This is a genomic window from Brevibacillus sp. FW306-2-1A-C05A (genome assembly GCF_058781555.1).
In genome coordinates, this window is sequence record NZ_JBYSWV010000021.1 from 44,234 (window position 1) to 60,447 (window position 16,214).

Below are 16,214 nucleotides of genomic sequence, written 5' to 3' on the forward strand. Positions count from 1 at the left end.
TTTGCAGTATAACATATTTGCCAATCGGGACTTTGGCACAGGTAGGATTTTTCCGATCTACAGCGAACGTTTGAAATGAAGCAAGAAGCGACAGAAAGGTGGTCACGTATGGGTACACAGTTGCAGTTATACACTTCTCTCTTCCAGAATAACCCCGATGCTGTTTACATTATCGACATGCATGGCAACCATACTGGCGTCAACGCCGCAGCCGAGCAATTACTGGGCTATGCAGCTTCCGAGCTGTTGCGCATGATCTGAACGGCCACATTACATACGCTTCGCCCTCGATCCAATCCGTGCTCGGCTTGCCAGCCTCTCATATTTTGCTCCGGCATTTTTCCATCCTGATTCAGCCTGAGCAGAGAGAGGCTGCCAGACGTGACTTTTTGCAGATGATTGTGGAAAAAACACCTTTGGACGCTGAATACATCTACCCTCACCCGGACGGCCGCATGCTTCTGTTCGAGTTCAAAGGAACGCTCGACATCGGAGCAGATGGCGAAGTGAAAAATACAGTGATCGTCGCCCGCGACATTATAGAACGGCGCCATTCCGAGGAGCTGCTGCGCTACTCGGACAAGCTCTCCGCCCTTGGCGAGCTGGCGGCAGGGATCGCGCATGAAATCCGCAATCCGCTCACCTCGCTGAAAGGGTTTCTCCAGCTCATGGAGAGCGAGCCGATTACCAACCGTCATTACTTGCAAATTATGCTTTCCGAAATTGAACGAATTTCCCACGGCTACTTCGCTTATTTCTTGCGAGGAATACCAGATCAAGCAAGTGTTTATCAACATCATAAAAAACGGCATGGAAGCCATGCCGTCAGGTGGGATTCTCACGATCGCGGTAGTCGAGAACGATCAGAACGTCCTCATTCGGGTATCCGATCAAGGCGACGGGATACCCGAGGAGCTGCTTCCGCGATTGGGAAAGCTATTTTACAGTACAAAAGAAACCGGAACAGGTCTGGGGCTATTGGTTAGCACCAAAATCATTCGCGACCACGGCGGCTCGCTCGACATCACGAGCGAGCTTGGCGAGGGCACGACGGTCGTCATTTCTTTGCAAAAGCAAAAGCCTTGCAGCAGAGAGGGGCTGTAAACCGCTCTAGCGTTTGATCTGCGCGCGCAGATACGCGTCGATGAAGACGTCGATCTCGCCATCCATCACTGCCTGAACGTTTCCTACCTCCATGTTGGTCCGGTGATCCTTCACCAGACTGTACGGGTGGAAGACGTAGGAACGGATTTGGCTTCCCCAGGCGATATCTTTTTGTTCACCCTGGATGGCAGCCAATGTTTTTTCCTGTTCCTCCCGCTTTTTCTCGAACAGCCGAGCCGTCAGCATTTTCATGGCTCGCTCCCGGTTTTTAATTTGCGAGCGCTCGGTTTGGCATGTAACCACAATGCCCGTCGGCAAGTGGGTAATCCGGACAGCGGAGTCGGTCGTGTTGATATGCTGACCACCCGCACCGCTGGAACGGTAGGTGTCGATCTTGAGGTCTTCCGTGCGGATGTCTACGGCATTGTCGTCCTCGATTTCGGGGAGAACGTTGCATGATACAAAAGATGTATGACGGCGCCCGGACGCGTCGAATGGAGAAATGCGCACGAGGCGGTGCACGCCTTTTTCCGATTTCAGATATCCGTAGGCGTTGTACCCTTTAATCAGGAGGGTCACGCTTTTTACGCCTGCTTCATCCCCGGGCAAATAGTCCAAGGTCTCGACTTTAAAGCCTTTGGCATCCCCCCATCGTGTGTACATTCGCAAGAGCATGGAAGCCCAGTCCTGTGATTCGGTTCCACCCGCTCCCGGATGCAGCTCAAGAATCGCATTGTTTTTGTCGTACTGATCGCTCAAAAGCAGCTCCAGCTCGAAGCGTTCAAACGACTTTTTCAGCTCCTGGGTACTGTCATACAAGTCCTGGATGAGCGACGAGTCACCTTCTTCGATGACCAGCTCCAGCATCAACTGGAGGTCTTCGTACTGGGAATCCAGCTTGCTCATCGTTTCGACGAGACTTTTGATGGCGTTCAGCTCGCTGATTGTTTTCTGCGCAGCCTCGTTGTCATCCCAGAAGTCCGGAGCCAGCATGCGCTCTTCCAGCTCGCCGATCCGCTCCTGTTTTACAGGGAGGTCAAAGAGACCCCCTGATATCCGCTAAACGTTTAGCCATACTGGACATCTCTTGTTTGACGTCCGCAATATCGATCAATGCCATTTTTGCGAGTCACCTTCTCTTTACGTAAGCTAAGTTTATTGTAACGTAATTCGCCAGATCCGCAAACCTGGCAACCTGCCGTGCGTAAAAAGCGTGATTCGCCGCTTGCCTGGCATCTGTCCTGCCTATGTAGCGCCTATGTAGCCATTGGCGGTGATGGCGAGGATCTCAAGTCTCGGATTTCATGTGGTTGTTTGCTCTCCGTCTGCGGCGCCGCAACCACGGACAGATGCGACTGGCGAATCCGCGCCTCACGCTTGCGGATGTTTTGCTTCATTCGCGCTTGCCTGAGCCTCCGCTCCCCTGCAGCCGCCGGACTTTGCTGCGGCTGATCCAGCATGCCTTTCGGCGAGATCAGCACGCCTGGCGTCCAGTTCGGCTCCGGTATCTCCGTTTTCAGTCGTTCTTCATAGAAGACAGGGTCTTCGGCTGTGAATACTTTAGGCTCCTCCCCTCTTTCTTCTTTGGTAATCCATTTTACTTTTTTATGCTCCGCTGCCGCTTTCAGTACAGCTTTCAATGTCTTCCCGATTCTCTCCATCATGTTTTTGGTTTGTATGCCCATCACGTTGACTGACGCTTTCATTGTTCATTCCCCCGTCCCCGTGTATTTGGTAAAAAGTGTTGTACTTATGATTCTATGGATTTTTCCGAACATTTCCACCTGAATCGTTCGATGACTTTTACCAGTGTTAGACAAATAGACCGACCATAACAGACGAGGAAGAACAGATCGGGACGAATACTGTCTAGGCGTCAGGAAACAGTAAGAAAATCTCTTGGGCAGGTCTACACAAACGGCGCAACCGCGCTGCAACGGAGCATCTGCTGTCGATTGGAAAAGAAAAAGCATCCCTCCCGCAGCGAAATGGCCGCTGTGCAGAGGAATGCTTTGATTGCTGGCTAATGTAGGCTATGCCTTACTGTTTTTTGTTTTGGCGACGGCGCTCCTGCTCCTGGGCACGGCGCTGCGCGCGGTTTTTCGGGTCGGCATCGCCAGACGTCTCAGGGTCCGGACGGTCGGATGGGCCTGACGTCTGCAGTTGGTTCGGGTCGATGCCCTGGCCGCGGATGACATCCTGGCGCTCCAGGTTTTGGCTCACTTCGGCCTTCATGATGTACATGGCCACCTCTTCCTGTACGGAAGCCAGCATCGCTTGATACATCTCGTAGCCTTCGAACTGGTACTCGCGCAGCGGATCGTTTTGCGCGTAAGCACGCAGGTGAATCCCTTGGCGCAGTTGATCCATCGCGTCGATGTGATCCATCCATTTGCTGTCGACAGCGCGCAGAATGACCACTTTTTCGAACTCGCGCATCATCTCGCCGATTTGAGCTTCGCGCTCTTTGTACTGTTTGACGACTTCGGCTTTCAGCAACTCGACGATTTCCTCTGCTTCCTTGCCTTTCAGCATGGAGACGGTAATGGTTTCATCGTGCAGGAAGCCGTTGTTCGCCGCATCGGCCAATGCTTGCAGGTCCCAATCCTCCGGTACCTCTTCTTTTGGGCAATGCTGCTCGACAGCACGCTCCAGCACGCTGTAAATCATGTTGAGCGCAACATCGCTGAGGTTTTCTTGCTCCAGGATGTCTTTGCGCTGTTTGTAAACGACGAGGCGCTGCTGGTTCATCACGTCGTCGTACTGGAGTACGCCTTTCCGTGCATCGAAGTTGGCTCCTTCGACACGTTTTTGCGCAGATTCTACCGCACGGGTAACCAGACGGCTCTCGATCGGCATGTCTTCTTCCATGCCCAGACGATCCATCATGTTCATGATATTGTCGGCACCAAAGCGGCGCATCAGCTCATCCTGCATCGACAGGAAGAACTGGGAGGAACCAGGGTCCCCTTGACGCCCGGCACGACCGCGCAACTGGTTGTCGATCCGGCGGCTCTCGTGACGCTCTGTACCGATAATGTGCAGGCCGCCCAATTCCGCTACGCCTTCGCCCAACTGGATGTCCGTACCGCGACCGGCCATGTTGGTAGCAATCGTCACCGCACCGTATTGACCTGCGCGCGCGACGATTTCCGCCTCGCGCTCGTGATGCTTCGCATTCAACACGCTGTGCGGAACGCCTTTTTGCTTCAGCATGTGCGACAGCCGCTCCGAGTTTTCAATGGAAATCGTACCGACGAGAATCGGCTGGCCTTTTTTATGACGTTCGACGATGTCGTTCACAACCGCACGGTACTTGGCAGCTTCGGTTTTGAAAACCAGGTCCGGCAAGTCTTGGCGAATGACCGGCTTGTTCGTTGGAATGACGACAACGTCCAGACCGTAAATCTTTTTGAACTCTTCTTCCTCTGTTTTCGCCGTCCCGGTCATACCGGCAAGCTTTTCATACATACGGAAGTAGTTTTGCAAGGTGATCGTAGCGAGCGTCATGCTCTCGCTCTGCACGCGCAGACCTTCCTTGGCTTCAATCGCCTGATGCAAACCGTCGCTGTACCGGCGTCCCACCATCAGACGGCCCGTGAACTCGTCGACGATCACAACCTCGCCCTCTTGCACCACGTAGTCTACGTCGCGCTTGAACAGGACCTGGGCTTTCAATGCCGCTGTAATGTGGTGGTTCAAGGTGATGTGTGCCGTATCGTACAGGTTGTCGATGTTGAAAGCTTTCTCGACCTTGCCCACACCTTCGTCTGTCAGGTTGACGATCTTCAGCTTTTCGTCAATCGTAAAGTCTTTTTCCGGCTCCAGCCGCTTCACAAAGTGCGAGCAGATGTAGTAGAGCTCTGTCGATTTGTTTGCCGATCCGGAAATAATCAGCGGCGTCCGCGCCTCGTCGATCAGGATGCTGTCCACCTCGTCGATGATGGCGAAAAAGAGCGGGCGCTGCACCATCTGTTCCTTGTACAGAACCATGTTGTCGCGCAAATAGTCAAAGCCGAACTCGTTGTTCGTACCATACGTAATGTCACAAGCATAAGCGGCCCGCTTTTCTTCCGGGCTCAGTCCGTTTTTGTTCAGGCCGACTGTCAGACCGAGGAAGTTGTACAGTTGGCCCATGATCCGCGAGTCGCGCTCTGCCAAGTATTCGTTCACTGTTACGACGTGAACGCCTTTGCCAAGTAGAGCGTTGAGGTAGGTCGCCAAGGTAGCCACCAAGGTTTTCCCCTCACCGGTTTTCATTTCGGAAATGCGGCCTTCCTGCAACACCATACCGCCAATCAACTGGACATCGAAGTGGCGCATGCCCAAAACCCGCTTCGATGCTTCGCGCACAACGGCAAATGCTTCGTTCAAAATTTTGTCCAACTGCTCCCCTTGGGCCAGCCGGGCTTTGAACTCTGCGGTCTTCTCCCGCAGTTGCTCGTCGGAAAGCGCTGCTATGCTTGGTTCGAGCGCGTTGATCGCTTCCACGCGCTTAAACATCTTTTTCACTTCACGTTCATTGCTGTCGCCAAATATCTTTTTAACGAGTCCTAACATGAGGACACCCCTTCCATATGCTTCCGGACAAAAATATCGCACCACCTGGCGCGCCAGAAAAAAGGATACCGATTCTACGAAAATAATACTTTCTAAAAAGCTATTTTAACAAATAGAAGCTCATATACACAAGTAAAGGGAGTTGCCAAAAGCAACTCCCTAGTCTTGTACGAGTAAAGAAATGTAAAGTTTCGTTATTTCGGTTCAATCAAACCATAGCGTCCATCGTTGCGGCGGTACACCACGCTGACGTCGTTGGTATCGCTGTTTTGGAAAACGAAGAAGCTGTGTCCCAGCATATCCATCTGCATGACGGCTTCCTGCGCATCCATCGGTTTCAGGTCAAAACGCTTCGTTCTGACAATATCAATGTCAACATCTTCCTCATCGACATCTGGTATCATCACAGCTACTGGCTGACTATCGCGCTGTCCGACTTTCGCAGCGGAATCAACCCGCAGCTTGCGCATCAGTTTCGTTTTATGCTTGCGAACTTGACGCTCCAGCTTTTCTGCCACCAGGTCAATAGCGGCATACATATCCTCGTGTGTTTCTTCTGCTCGGATAATCACCCCGGCAAGCGGGATTGTTACCTCGATTGTGCCTTCTCCACGATGTACATGCATGGTAACTTGTACATCTGCAGGTGTAGTTTCGAAATATTTTTCGAGACGGCCGACTTTCTTTTCCACATACTCTTTCAGTGCTGCGGTGACTTGAATGTTTTCTCCACGAATATTAAATTTCATGGTTCCAACCTCCTTCCGTCTATATATAGGTATTCGGCACCCCTGTAATTAATCCTGCTCCAAGCTAAAAAAATCTTAGTGAAATTTTTACAATCCGGCAATAATCGACAGAATTTTACCAATACTCGCTAGTTTCCCTATGTTATAATAGAGAGGGTAGTCACTCAATCCTATATCGCGGTCGTCATCGCACTGGAGGAATCCTCATGGCAGAGGTGAAACCTTCTCATTCCATTATTGGTACTACGCTCGCGCAAGACGTCTACAATGAGTACGGCCTGCTTCTTTTGCCCGCCGGGGCAGTCCTTCACCTGAGTGACATTCGACTTTTGGAGGCACACCACATTCAAGCTGTGCACGTCACTTCTGCGTCGGAAGCTCCCGAGCAGCCTTTGCCCATTCTGCATTGGAACGAGGCAGAAGCTGCCCGCGAGTACATTGCAGCAGTCAGAGAAACCGAGCACCTTTTCAAACAGATCGCTACAGGTTCTGTTCCTCCCCTGCATCAGTTCAACAGCACATTTTATCCTCTGCTGGACCAAGTGCTCCAGCGAATGGGCTTCCTCCGGTTCCTCTACATCAAGGAAGGCACGGAAAATTACACCTATCGCCATTCTCTCAATGTCGGAATCGTAGCTGCCCTGATCGGTAAAATCGCAGGACGACCCCAGGACGAAATCTACCGCTTGGGACAAGCCGGTCTCTTGCATGACGTAGGGAAGATGATGATTCCCGACGAGATTTTGTCCAAACCCGATCGCTTGAGCGATGAAGAGTACGAGATCATGAAGCTGCACACCCTCTACGGCAGCGAGCTGCTCCTGTCGATGGAGGACGCTGACGAGTGGATCGCCAGGTGCGCTCTCATGCATCACGAGCGCCTGGATGGCAGCGGCTATCCTCATGGCTGCCAAAAGGAAGACATCCCTCTGGAGTGCCAGATCATCAGCGTTGCTGACGTGTTCGACGCTATCTGCACAGACCGCGTCTACCGCCGCGGTACCTCTCCCTTTCACGCTGCCAACGTATTGTGGGAGCTGGCATGCCAAGGCCAACTGAACCCTTTGATCGTTTCGCGTTTTATCCAGTACATTATTTTGCTCTACGTCGGCTCTCAGGCGTTGCTCAGCAATGGAGACCACGTCGAAATCATTATGATTCATACCGATGAACCGATGCGTCCACTCGTTCGCCGAGGAGACGAGTTTTTGGATTTGCGCGAGCATCGCGCGCTTACCATCACCCGAATGATTAGCTAGACGTAAAAATCCCCCCGAGCCTGATGTTGGCCAGGGGGATTTGCTGTCAGCGATATGATTTACAGTTTGACGACATTGGCTGCTTGCGGCCCGCGGTCGCCTTCCACAATATCAAATTCTACAGCTTGTCCTTCTTCCAATGTCCGAAAACCATCCGACTGAATCGCGGAAAAGTGGACAAATACGTCGTCGCCACCTTCTCGCTCGATAAAACCAAAACCTTTTTCTGCGTTAAACCATTTTACTTTGCCTTGCATGAAACAGCACAACCCTTTCTCTTGTAAAAATTTGGATTACAAATCTTTGTGTGTACACCTCTAGTTTCTCCAAAATCAGAAGCTGCATTCTTCTATCTCGTTGAATATTTTTTCTCCAATCCTCTTACGACTACCCGCGACAGGAACAACGTGAGCACCAGGTACACAGCCGCCTCTGTCAAATACGGCGGGTAGCGCTCAAACGTGCTCTTCGCCACGTTCATGGCGGCGTAATTCAACTCCGGTGTCGCAATAACGGCGCAGAGGGAGGAGTCTTTTAAAAGGGCGATAAATTCGTTCCCGATGGCAGGAAGCATCCGGGTAAACGCCTGCGGCAAAATAATCAGCCGCATCGCCAGCCCCTTCGTCATCCCGAGCGAGCGTGCCGCTTCCATCTGTCCCGGATCGATCGATTGAATCCCTGCGCGAAAAATCTCGGCGATGTAGGCCGCTGCGTTGAGCGACAGCGCCACGAATCCGGAGTAGATCGCTTCCGGACTGCTCTCTCCCGAAAAAAACAGTCCCCAGATAGACGGGATGACGGCGAAGTGAATCAGCAAAATTTGCACCAGCATCGGCGTCCCCCGAAAAAGCTCCACGTAGATCGAGCATGTCCACCGCCAAAAGCGGTTCGACGACATTTTGCCCAAACTGATAAACAACCCCAAAAAGGTCCCGCAAACGGTAGCAACCGCCGTTAGTAAAATGGTATTGATAATGCCTCGGATAAACAGCTCGCGATATTCATAGATGACGCTCCAGTCCAATGGCAAGTCCTCCCTTCGTGTATGTCAGCACTGGAGTCACAAACACCGGGCACGTCCCGCGACGCACCCGGCTACTGATGACTAATTGCTGCCAAAGTACTGGTTGTAGATTTCCTGGAGCTTGCCGTTTTCCTTGATTTTCTTCAAGCCGTCGTTGATTTTGTTCAGCGCGTCCGTGTTGCCCTTTTTCACCATGATTCCGTAGTATTCTTTTTCAAACGAGTCGTCTTTTATCAGCTTGAACTTCTTGTCTTTGATTTTATTTACGTAATATTGCAGCACGCCATTATCCCCGACAACTGCATCGACACGGCCATTGAAGAAATCGTCCACGGACGAAGGCATGTCGTCATAGCCCATCAAGCCTTGATACGTATCGCCAAACGCCTTTTTGACCACTTCTTCCCCTGTAGTCGCGGCCTGTACCCCGATCTTTTTGCCTTTCAGATCGGCCAGCTTGGTCACCTGAGAGTCTTCCGCTACGAGAATGAGCTGATTCGCTTCGAAGTACGAATCCGAGAAATCGTATTTTTCCTTGCGCTTGTCCGTGATCGTGATCGACGAAATCCCGATGTCCACCGTCCCTTTGTCCAATCCGTCGAACAGCGGGTCCCAGCCTGTGTTTTTCCACTCGATCTTGAATCCTCCCGCTTCTGCGATCGCATTCATCACGTCAATGTCATGGCCGCTGATTTTGTCGGCCTCCAGCATCTGGAACGGCGGATAAGCTGCATCTGTTCCTACCACGTACACTTTTTCACCCGAGCCGGAGCCTGACCCTGAGCCGCTCGCGCCAGTTCCGCTTCCCGAGCTTTGCTGGCCACCCGATCCACAGGCTGAGACCAAAAGCCCCACGCCTACGACCAGCACAAGAGACTTGAACCACTTTTTCCCGATACGCATTAAAAATCCCCCTTGTTTCTCTCTGTGTATGCTTACTTTTCCCCAGCACTGTCCACATGGAAATCATGTGTTTTTTGCGTTCTCCACAAAGTTATCCACATTATCCACATGACGTTGTGCACAAGCTGTGCATAACTATTTTCCTGCGCGTTCTGCGGCTCTGGTACTATGGTTACGGAGTCGAGTTTTGGTATAGAACTGGAATTAGCAGCAAAAAGGCAGGATTCGTATACACCGGATATACTTCTATCCTGTATATAAAAATCCTGCCTGAAAACGATTTATTTATCTGAAAAATACGAATTATTCTTTTTCCGCCAAAATAATAACCTCTACCCGGCGGTTGCGCGCGCGGTTCTCTTCGTTCGAATTGTCCACGAGTGGCCTGTATTCTCCCAATCCTGCCACCGTAAAGCGCGACGCCGGCAAGGAATATGCATCAACCATTTCCCGCATCACCGCAATAGCGCGGGCAGAGGACAGCTCCCAGTTGGACTTGTATGCGCTGCGCGAGATCGGCACGTCGTCTGTGTAGCCTTCGATCCTCACTTTGTACTCGTAGCGCTGCAACACACGTGCTACAGTGCCTACGACCTCTTTCCCCTGCTCCTGGAGATCAGCAGAGCCACTGGCGAACAAAATTTTCTCCGGAAGGCGGATGCGCAATCCCTCTTCGGTCTCCTCGTAGTCCAGATTCAGCTCGGCCAAAGCGGACGAGAGCTGGTTGTGCACCGTCTCCATATCGCGCTCACCCGTGTCCGGCATGCCGACAGGCGGCTTTGGCACGCTCTTTTGCGCCTGCTCTTGCTCCTGTGTGCCTTTTTCATCCATGGTGCCTGTGAGCGCCTTTTTTTGCCCCTCCAGTTGATGAATCTCGCGTTCCAGCTCCAGCTTTTGCAAATTCAACAGATCGAGGCTCTCATGCACCTGCTTCAGATTGGCCTGCTGTTCAGCTTGCTCCTTTTTGGCGGCTTCGCGCTGGGTCTGAATCTTCGTCATTTGCGTCGCCGCGATGATAATGACGATGACGAACAGTAGCGTAATCAAGTCGCTGTAGCTGATGAGCCAGCTTTTCTCCAGCTCTTTCTCATCGTACAACCGATCGTCATGCATAGCGATCCTGCCTTTCAATCGTGCCCTTCATGCTACCAGGCTCTTTGACGAGCACCAGCTTCTGGTCGCCTGGCAAAAACGAGTTGAGCTTTTCAAACAGCAGGCGCGGCGTCTCCATCCGCTGCAAACCGACGCAGCCCTCGATATACAGCCGTTTTTCAAACATGTCCCGGTCATACAAATCCATCATCCGGTAGTAGCACGGCAGCGCGAACAAGTTGGCAAGGAGCGCACCGTAGAGCGTGGCGACAACGGCTGCGCTCAGGCTGTGCCCTGTGAGTGCCATGTCTTCCAGCGATTTGAGCACCCCTGTCATCCCGAGCAGCGTCCCGACCAGCCCCATCCCTGGCGCCAGCAAGCTGATGAGCCGAAAGAAGCCTGCTGCCTGTTGGTAGCGATACTGCTCGCCTTTCAGCTCGTTCTCCAGGATCATTCGCAGTTCTTCCTCAGGCACACCCTCGATCGCCAGCAAGCTGCCGCGCTGCACGAACGAGTCCCGCTCCTGCTGCAACTCGCGTTCGAGCGCGATATATCCCTGTTCTTTCTGGACGAGCGCGTAGTAGTAGAAGCGCTTGATCGTCTCCTCGACGTTGCTGTCCCGCCCGTGAATCAGCAGGCGGATCATTTTTTTCAGGTCGAGGTGCTTGCGCTTGATCGCGTAGGAAACCACGACGGAGAGCGCGACCAGCTCGATGGCGGTCACGTTCAAGAGGTCGGCGAGGTTGCCGTTCATGTAAACCGCGTGTATGAAAATGAGGACGACGGCTCCGATCAAGGCGAGTGAGCGGCGTTTTGTGGACAATGGTGTCACCTTCCTAACGTTCTTTCCTGGTAAAGCGGGTTGAGGTTTTCTATTGGTGTATCGGTTGATTTGAATTCCATTATTATAGCAGAGGTTCGCTCTGCCGATAAATGTAAAGAATGGACATGGCAGGAGAGGAGGAAATTCGATATGGATATCAGTTCCATTATGGGCGCGCAAGTAAGCCAGCTCCAGCAAACCGTAGGCCTGAGCATGCTGAAAATGGCGCAAGCTACCCAGGCAGCAGGCGCGATGGTAATGATCCAGGATTTTACCAATGCCCAAGCAACGACACAGGCTCCCCACCCTACACTCGGGAAACAGATTGATATCAGCGTGTAATTAGGCAAGAAAAAAGCGAAGAATCCCTTCTTCGCCATCGGCTTTAACCAGACCTCATCCCTTTCTTTCGGGGTGAGGTTTTTCATTGGAGAGCCTTGCTGCTTTTCCTCTGCGCTCTGTGAGCCCCTCGATCCCATGCTCCCGGTAATTTTTGACCCATCTTCTGATATAAGAGCTACTGATTAAATTCAGCTCTTTCGTCACCCGGTTGTAGCCCATTCCTTCTTCCAAGTACATGGTTACCGCTTTCAGCTTGAATTCGGTTGTGTAACTCGTAAATTTCTGGCCTTTTACAGGCATAAAAATCCCTCCTGAATCGAACAAGTACGGCTAATTGACGCACGCACCTATTCAGTCAAGAGGGAGCCTATCCAAATGTATCATGACCGTTATTTCTTGGTGTCAAAAAAAGCGCCATATGCCGGAGATCCGCTATAGCCTCCGTACTGTTTGTTAGCCGTTCGACCGCGTTGGATCTGGTTGATTTTTTCGGACAGTTCGTCCTGCTTCTCCTGCATAACCGGAAGCAAGCGCTGGTCAATCTCCAAAAATGGCGTGGCGTACTGCAGATTCCATTCTGGCGGCAGAACAAATCCCCGATCGATTGCATCAGCAATTTGCCCCAGTACCTCTTCGCGTTTGTCCAACAGCTCGAGCCATTCCTCCGGCTCTGCTTCTTCCTTCAAGACGGCTTTCTCCAAATCATGAGAATGAAGCAATAGCTGTTGAAATAGCAGCTCGACTGTCTCTTTCGTTAGTTGAAATGACATCTCCATCCGCTACCCTTGCGTTTTTGCCAAGACCATGGCTTGCTTCCATGTGTCGCGGAATTGGGTGAGAAGTCCTTCTACCTCATCCAGAATGGAGGTTTCCTTTTTGAGGTTGGCTTCAATCAGTCTTGTTTGCATATATTCGTACAACGACATCATTTGTTGGGCGATCGGGTATTTTTGGTCCAGCGTAACCATCAGTTCGCCCACGATGTCTTGCACGCGTTTGTTGTACTCGTTGGCTTTGTCGAATTTTTTTTCGGCAATCGCTGCTTTTGACTGCTTCAGAAATTTCAGCGCTCCGTTGTAGAGCATCAACGTCAATTCTCCTGGATTGGCTGTATTCACTGAGTTCGTTTGGTATGCCTGTAACGATTGTTGATAGGCCATCATATCCAGCTCCTTTTCGATCCTACCTGCCACTGCTGAATTGCTGAGCGAGCCAACTGCTCTGGGAGTTTGCCTTGCTCATCGCTTTTTCCATAGCGGTGAATTGGCGGTAGTAGCGCTCTTCCATGTTCTTCATGCGCAGTTCCAGAGTGCTGATGTTTTTCGTGAGAGTTTTCATTTGTCGGCCCATGGAGTAACTGTCGGAGATATCGCCCATGGAAGAAGAACCGGCAATGTCTGTAATTTTAGACATAATGCCAGTCAGACTGTTATACAGTCTTTTGGCAATTCCCGTTTCTCGTAGCATCTGGTCTTTGTCTGTCGTTGTCTCCGCCGGGTTTTTGGTAAACAAATCCATTACTTGTGTGCCGTTTTCACGAATGGCTTTGCGCAGCTTCTCTTCGTCGATGTACAGCTTCCCTTTTTCCATGTAGTTGGCATAGCTGAACTTGGCATCCGCTTTTGCTGTGCTGATCCCGATATCAGCGAGGGTGTCAAACTTTTCATCGCCCATGCCTGCTACAGCCGTAGAGAAGATTTGACGCATCTCCGTCAAAGCGGATGACAGGACAGAATCGCGAAGGAGAAGGCCGCTTTTTGCTTTCTCTTCCCATTTCTCGATTTGCTTCTCATCCAAAGCGCTTTTCTCTTCCTCGAGCAGAGGCTGATAGTCTCTGTAACGAGGCTCGCTGATTTTTTTATTGATCTTGTCGATGACTTCGTTGTACTTATCAATAAAATTTTTAATAGACTTGAAGATGGCCTCGTCGTCTTGCATAGAGCTTACGGTAAACGATTCTGCCTTTTTCAGTTCGAACTCGATGCCGTCAAAAGTAAACTTGTTGCTGCTGATTGCGGTCGTCACGCCATTAATGGTAACAGATCCGTCTATGCTTTTTTGGCCCTGCGCTTCTTTGGTTGCCGGATCTCCTGCTGCAACGCCGCTATCAAACAGGCCAAAAACTTTCGCGTTATCATCATTTGTGTATTCCAACTTGATTTTTGCATTTTCCCCAGCGGAAGTGGAAGAAAAGATCAACTTACCGTTAAAGAAAGTGGCTACTACCCCTGTCTTGGAGGTCTGTTCATTGATTTTTCTAACAGCGCTCTCCATGGAGTCGGTATCGTTGATCGTAATCTTCGTACCATTCACCATCAGCTCGAAAGAACCACTTAATCCAGCTTCAGAGAGCTTTTTCGCAGAATCCGTTGCTGCCACTGTCGTAGTCGTATCCATTCTAGCAGGCTCGGCTTCTGTAGCCAGAGTGTTTACCGTCACTTTGTACGTAGACAAATTGGGCATTCCTACTTGCTTGATCGAAGCCGCTCCTTCGTTATCTGACACAAGCTTTTTTTTCAGGTATGAACCTTGCAAACGCATGTCGCTTACTGTGTTCAGACGAAAATCCAACAGCAGCGCGTTCATTTCGCGGTAAGCGTCGCGCTTCCATGTTTCCAATTGCTTTTTCTGCAGCATCTTGTTTAAAGGTGCGCGCTGGGCTTTCATCAATTCCTTGACCATGCTGTCCGTATCCAGTCCGGAAACGAGACCAGAAAAACGAATCGGACTAACCATGTCAATCCCTCCTTCTCTATCGTTTCTCGTCAACCAACAACCCGATCATTTCTTGCATTTTGGCCGCTATGTCCATAATTTTTTTTGGAAGGAACCTGACGGATTACTTCTTTGGTCGAGTCGTTGACGATTTCGACATAATATTCTTTGAGTTGCTCGTGCAAACGGAATTGCAGATGCGTGCTTTGCGTTTGCTGCATCCATTTGTTCAGGTCGTCTACCGCTTTTCCGAGTTCTTTTTTAGAGTACTGCTGAGTGGCTGTCTCTGCCTCCGGTTTGCTTTCCTTTGCCGCTGGTACACCTGCAGACGCTGCCTGTACAGGCACTCCCGCTGCCTTCGTCCCTAATCCTGATTGACTATTGATAGATACGTCCATGTATTAACCTCCATTCCTGGTTCTCCTTATTGTATGTATCGGAAAAAATAGCGGGAGATTTAAGGAAGAAAACAATTCGGTAATGTGGTATCCTGAAAGAGAACGTACATTCCTACCGGGTAGGTGAGTGTAATTGTCGCGGATCGAATACATTAGTCAGGTCGTCAAAGAAAATTACGCATTTTTAGAAAATGAACGCATTGCCGAGAAGGCATGCATTTCCGTTCATCAGGTTCGCAGGCTCGCAACCAAAATGGGTTTGCGAAAAAACAAAGAATTTCTGGATAAAAAAAGAGAAAAAGTGAAACAGGCTCAACAAGAGTATTACCGTAAACGGATTAAGCCTCTCTCGCCATCTATTGAACAGTTGTCTATCATCTACGGCAGTCTGTTAGGTGATGGTACGTTGTCACGCGGTCCCCGAAGCCAACACTACGCCTACAAAGAACATTTCTCCGAAAAACAGCGCGCCTATCGCGAATGGAAACAAGAAAAGCTATCGACCCTCGGCTTCCATATTACAAACTCGAACCATCTCTACTCTTATTCTCACCCGTTGTTTTCAGAGCTGTATGCCTACTTCTTTCCAGATGGCGTAAAAATCATTCCTCCGAAATTGCTTGCTCAGATGACCCATCCGCTGTTTCTTGCCACCTTATACTTAGACGACGGTTCTCTTATTCTCTCTAAAAGAAAAACTCCCTCGATGCTAGTTCTCCATCCAACAATTGTAATCTACACGCAGTGCTTTACTCATGATGAGAACGAAATGTTGAAAAGCCATATCAATAATACGTTTGACACCAACTTTGTAGTTGCTTCCCGTCCAGATGGCCATGGTTTTATCCTAAAATTGAACAAAGAACATGAGGTTCAACATTTTCTCCGAATCATTCAACCTGTTACAGATGACCTTCCCAGCATGAAATACAAAACATGTTTACATGAAAGACTTAAACTCGAGCAAAGAAACAAGACAGGCTCCAATGTGCAAGTACGCCTAACCTCGTCCGAGAGAAAGCGGAACTATTCGGAAGAAGAAATAAACTGCTTACTAGAGCTTCATCAAAAAGGAATGACGTGGTCTGAAATAGCCACAGCCCTCAACAGGACATATTGGTCAGTGATTCAAAAAGCAAGAGAAATTCATCTTGCACAAAAAGAAACACCCTGATCGAAGACCAGGGTGTTTGCCGTTATTAACGGAGCAATTGCAGAACGCCTTGCGGTTGTTGGTTGGCTTGC

At 50.4% G+C, this 16,214-nt stretch carries 19 protein-coding genes and 1 pseudogene; 6 read left to right on the forward strand and 14 right to left on the reverse strand.

The genetic code is table 11. The features are described 5' to 3' along the window. The first annotated feature begins 108 nt into the window (after positions 1-108). From AC3WJN_RS14230 to AC3WJN_RS14240, 3 genes and pseudogenes are all read left to right on the forward strand, one after another. Positions 109-261, forward strand: a complete 153-nt coding sequence (locus AC3WJN_RS14230; protein ID WP_007777994.1) for a PAS domain S-box protein — start codon at positions 109-111, stop codon at positions 259-261. Positions 262-299: 38 nt separating this feature from the next. Then, positions 300-680 (forward strand): annotated as a pseudogene (locus tag AC3WJN_RS14235) (histidine kinase dimerization/phospho-acceptor domain-containing protein); the annotation flags it as partial. Positions 681-819: 139 nt separating this feature from the next. After that, complete coding sequence (locus AC3WJN_RS14240; RefSeq protein ID WP_483072923.1) at positions 820-1,104, forward strand: ATP-binding protein; 285 nt, start codon at positions 820-822, stop codon at positions 1,102-1,104. Positions 1,105-1,110: 6 nt separating this feature from the next. Here the strand turns inward: AC3WJN_RS14240 and prfB are convergent. The 4 genes from prfB to hpf form a co-directional block, all read right to left on the reverse strand. Beyond that, positions 1,111-2,224 (reverse strand): peptide chain release factor 2 gene (prfB, locus tag AC3WJN_RS14245; protein ID WP_100228543.1). Its coding sequence is split into 2 segments (ribosomal slippage): positions 1,111-2,142 and positions 2,144-2,224, totalling 1,113 coding nucleotides; the frame shifts between segments, so codons are not numbered across the junction. Positions 2,225-2,360: 136 nt separating this feature from the next. Next, positions 2,361-2,810 carry a hypothetical protein gene (locus AC3WJN_RS14250; protein ID WP_005829851.1) on the reverse strand — a complete coding sequence of 150 codons (450 nt, stop codon included), beginning with the start codon at positions 2,808-2,810 and terminating at the stop codon, positions 2,361-2,363. A 334-nt stretch (positions 2,811-3,144) separates the two neighbouring features. Then, a complete protein-coding gene (gene secA / locus AC3WJN_RS14255) occupies positions 3,145-5,664 on the reverse strand; it encodes a preprotein translocase subunit SecA (RefSeq protein WP_025844270.1) in 2,520 nt (839 codons plus the stop codon). 194 nt (positions 5,665-5,858) lie between these two features. Further along, positions 5,859-6,413 carry a ribosome hibernation-promoting factor, HPF/YfiA family gene (gene hpf / locus AC3WJN_RS14260; protein WP_005829846.1) on the reverse strand — a complete coding sequence of 185 codons (555 nt, stop codon included), beginning with the start codon at positions 6,411-6,413 and terminating at the stop codon, positions 5,859-5,861. A gap of 206 nt (positions 6,414-6,619) precedes the next feature. Here hpf and AC3WJN_RS14265 point away from each other — a divergent pair, with 206 nt between their 5' ends. Further along, on the forward strand, positions 6,620-7,672 hold the full coding sequence (locus AC3WJN_RS14265; RefSeq protein WP_007778004.1) for an HD-GYP domain-containing protein: 1,053 nt from the start codon (positions 6,620-6,622) through the stop codon (positions 7,670-7,672). Between the two features lie 59 nt (positions 7,673-7,731). Here the strand turns inward: AC3WJN_RS14265 and AC3WJN_RS14270 are convergent, their stop codons facing one another. The 5 genes from AC3WJN_RS14270 to AC3WJN_RS14290 all read right to left on the reverse strand — a co-directional run bounded on the left by AC3WJN_RS14270 (position 7,732) and on the right by AC3WJN_RS14290 (position 11,514). Next, on the reverse strand, positions 7,732-7,929 hold the full coding sequence (locus AC3WJN_RS14270) for a cold shock domain-containing protein (protein WP_005829843.1): 198 nt from the start codon (positions 7,927-7,929) through the stop codon (positions 7,732-7,734). A gap of 92 nt (positions 7,930-8,021) precedes the next feature. After that, positions 8,022-8,696, reverse strand: a complete 675-nt coding sequence (locus AC3WJN_RS14275; protein ID WP_007778010.1) for an amino acid ABC transporter permease — start codon at positions 8,694-8,696, stop codon at positions 8,022-8,024. An 81-nt stretch (positions 8,697-8,777) separates the two neighbouring features. Then, positions 8,778-9,599: a basic amino acid ABC transporter substrate-binding protein gene (locus AC3WJN_RS14280; RefSeq protein WP_007778013.1), complete on the reverse strand. Its 822-nt coding sequence runs from the start codon at positions 9,597-9,599 to the stop codon at positions 8,778-8,780. 303 nt (positions 9,600-9,902) lie between these two features. Further along, complete coding sequence (locus AC3WJN_RS14285) at positions 9,903-10,712, reverse strand: OmpA family protein (RefSeq protein ID WP_007778016.1); 810 nt, start codon at positions 10,710-10,712, stop codon at positions 9,903-9,905. Continuing rightward, the gene (locus tag AC3WJN_RS14290) at positions 10,705-11,514 is read right to left on the reverse strand and encodes a motility protein A (protein WP_007778019.1); all 810 of its coding nucleotides are present in this window, start codon (positions 11,512-11,514) and stop codon (positions 10,705-10,707) included. The genes AC3WJN_RS14285 and AC3WJN_RS14290 overlap by 8 nt, the downstream gene beginning before the upstream one ends. Positions 11,515-11,664: 150 nt before the next feature. Between AC3WJN_RS14290 and AC3WJN_RS14295 the strand changes: the two genes are divergently transcribed. Further along, positions 11,665-11,856 carry a putative motility protein gene (locus AC3WJN_RS14295; protein ID WP_025844255.1) on the forward strand — a complete coding sequence of 64 codons (192 nt, stop codon included), beginning with the start codon at positions 11,665-11,667 and terminating at the stop codon, positions 11,854-11,856. A gap of 54 nt (positions 11,857-11,910) precedes the next feature. Here the strand turns inward: AC3WJN_RS14295 and AC3WJN_RS14300 are convergent, their stop codons facing one another. From AC3WJN_RS14300 to AC3WJN_RS14320, 5 genes are all read right to left on the reverse strand, one after another. After that, the gene (locus AC3WJN_RS14300) at positions 11,911-12,156 is read right to left on the reverse strand and encodes a helix-turn-helix domain-containing protein (protein WP_429779375.1); all 246 of its coding nucleotides are present in this window, start codon (positions 12,154-12,156) and stop codon (positions 11,911-11,913) included. An 89-nt stretch (positions 12,157-12,245) separates the two neighbouring features. Then, a complete protein-coding gene (locus AC3WJN_RS14305) occupies positions 12,246-12,542 on the reverse strand; it encodes a flagellar protein FliT (protein WP_005829831.1) in 297 nt (98 codons plus the stop codon). A gap of 93 nt (positions 12,543-12,635) precedes the next feature. Continuing rightward, complete coding sequence (fliS, locus tag AC3WJN_RS14310; protein ID WP_005829829.1) at positions 12,636-13,016, reverse strand: flagellar export chaperone FliS; 381 nt, start codon at positions 13,014-13,016, stop codon at positions 12,636-12,638. 22 nt (positions 13,017-13,038) lie between these two features. Then, positions 13,039-14,592 carry a flagellar filament capping protein FliD gene (gene fliD, locus AC3WJN_RS14315; RefSeq protein ID WP_492329284.1) on the reverse strand — a complete coding sequence of 518 codons (1,554 nt, stop codon included), beginning with the start codon at positions 14,590-14,592 and terminating at the stop codon, positions 13,039-13,041. Positions 14,593-14,621: 29 nt separating this feature from the next. Next, entirely contained in the window at positions 14,622-14,969 is a 348-nt protein-coding gene (locus tag AC3WJN_RS14320) for a flagellar protein FlaG (RefSeq protein WP_492329285.1), read from the reverse strand. A gap of 133 nt (positions 14,970-15,102) precedes the next feature. On the opposite strand from AC3WJN_RS14320, the gene AC3WJN_RS14325 reads away from it, so the two are divergent. Next, positions 15,103-16,143 carry a hypothetical protein gene (locus AC3WJN_RS14325; RefSeq protein ID WP_283858353.1) on the forward strand — a complete coding sequence of 347 codons (1,041 nt, stop codon included), beginning with the start codon at positions 15,103-15,105 and terminating at the stop codon, positions 16,141-16,143. Positions 16,144-16,214: the final 71 nt, after the last annotated feature.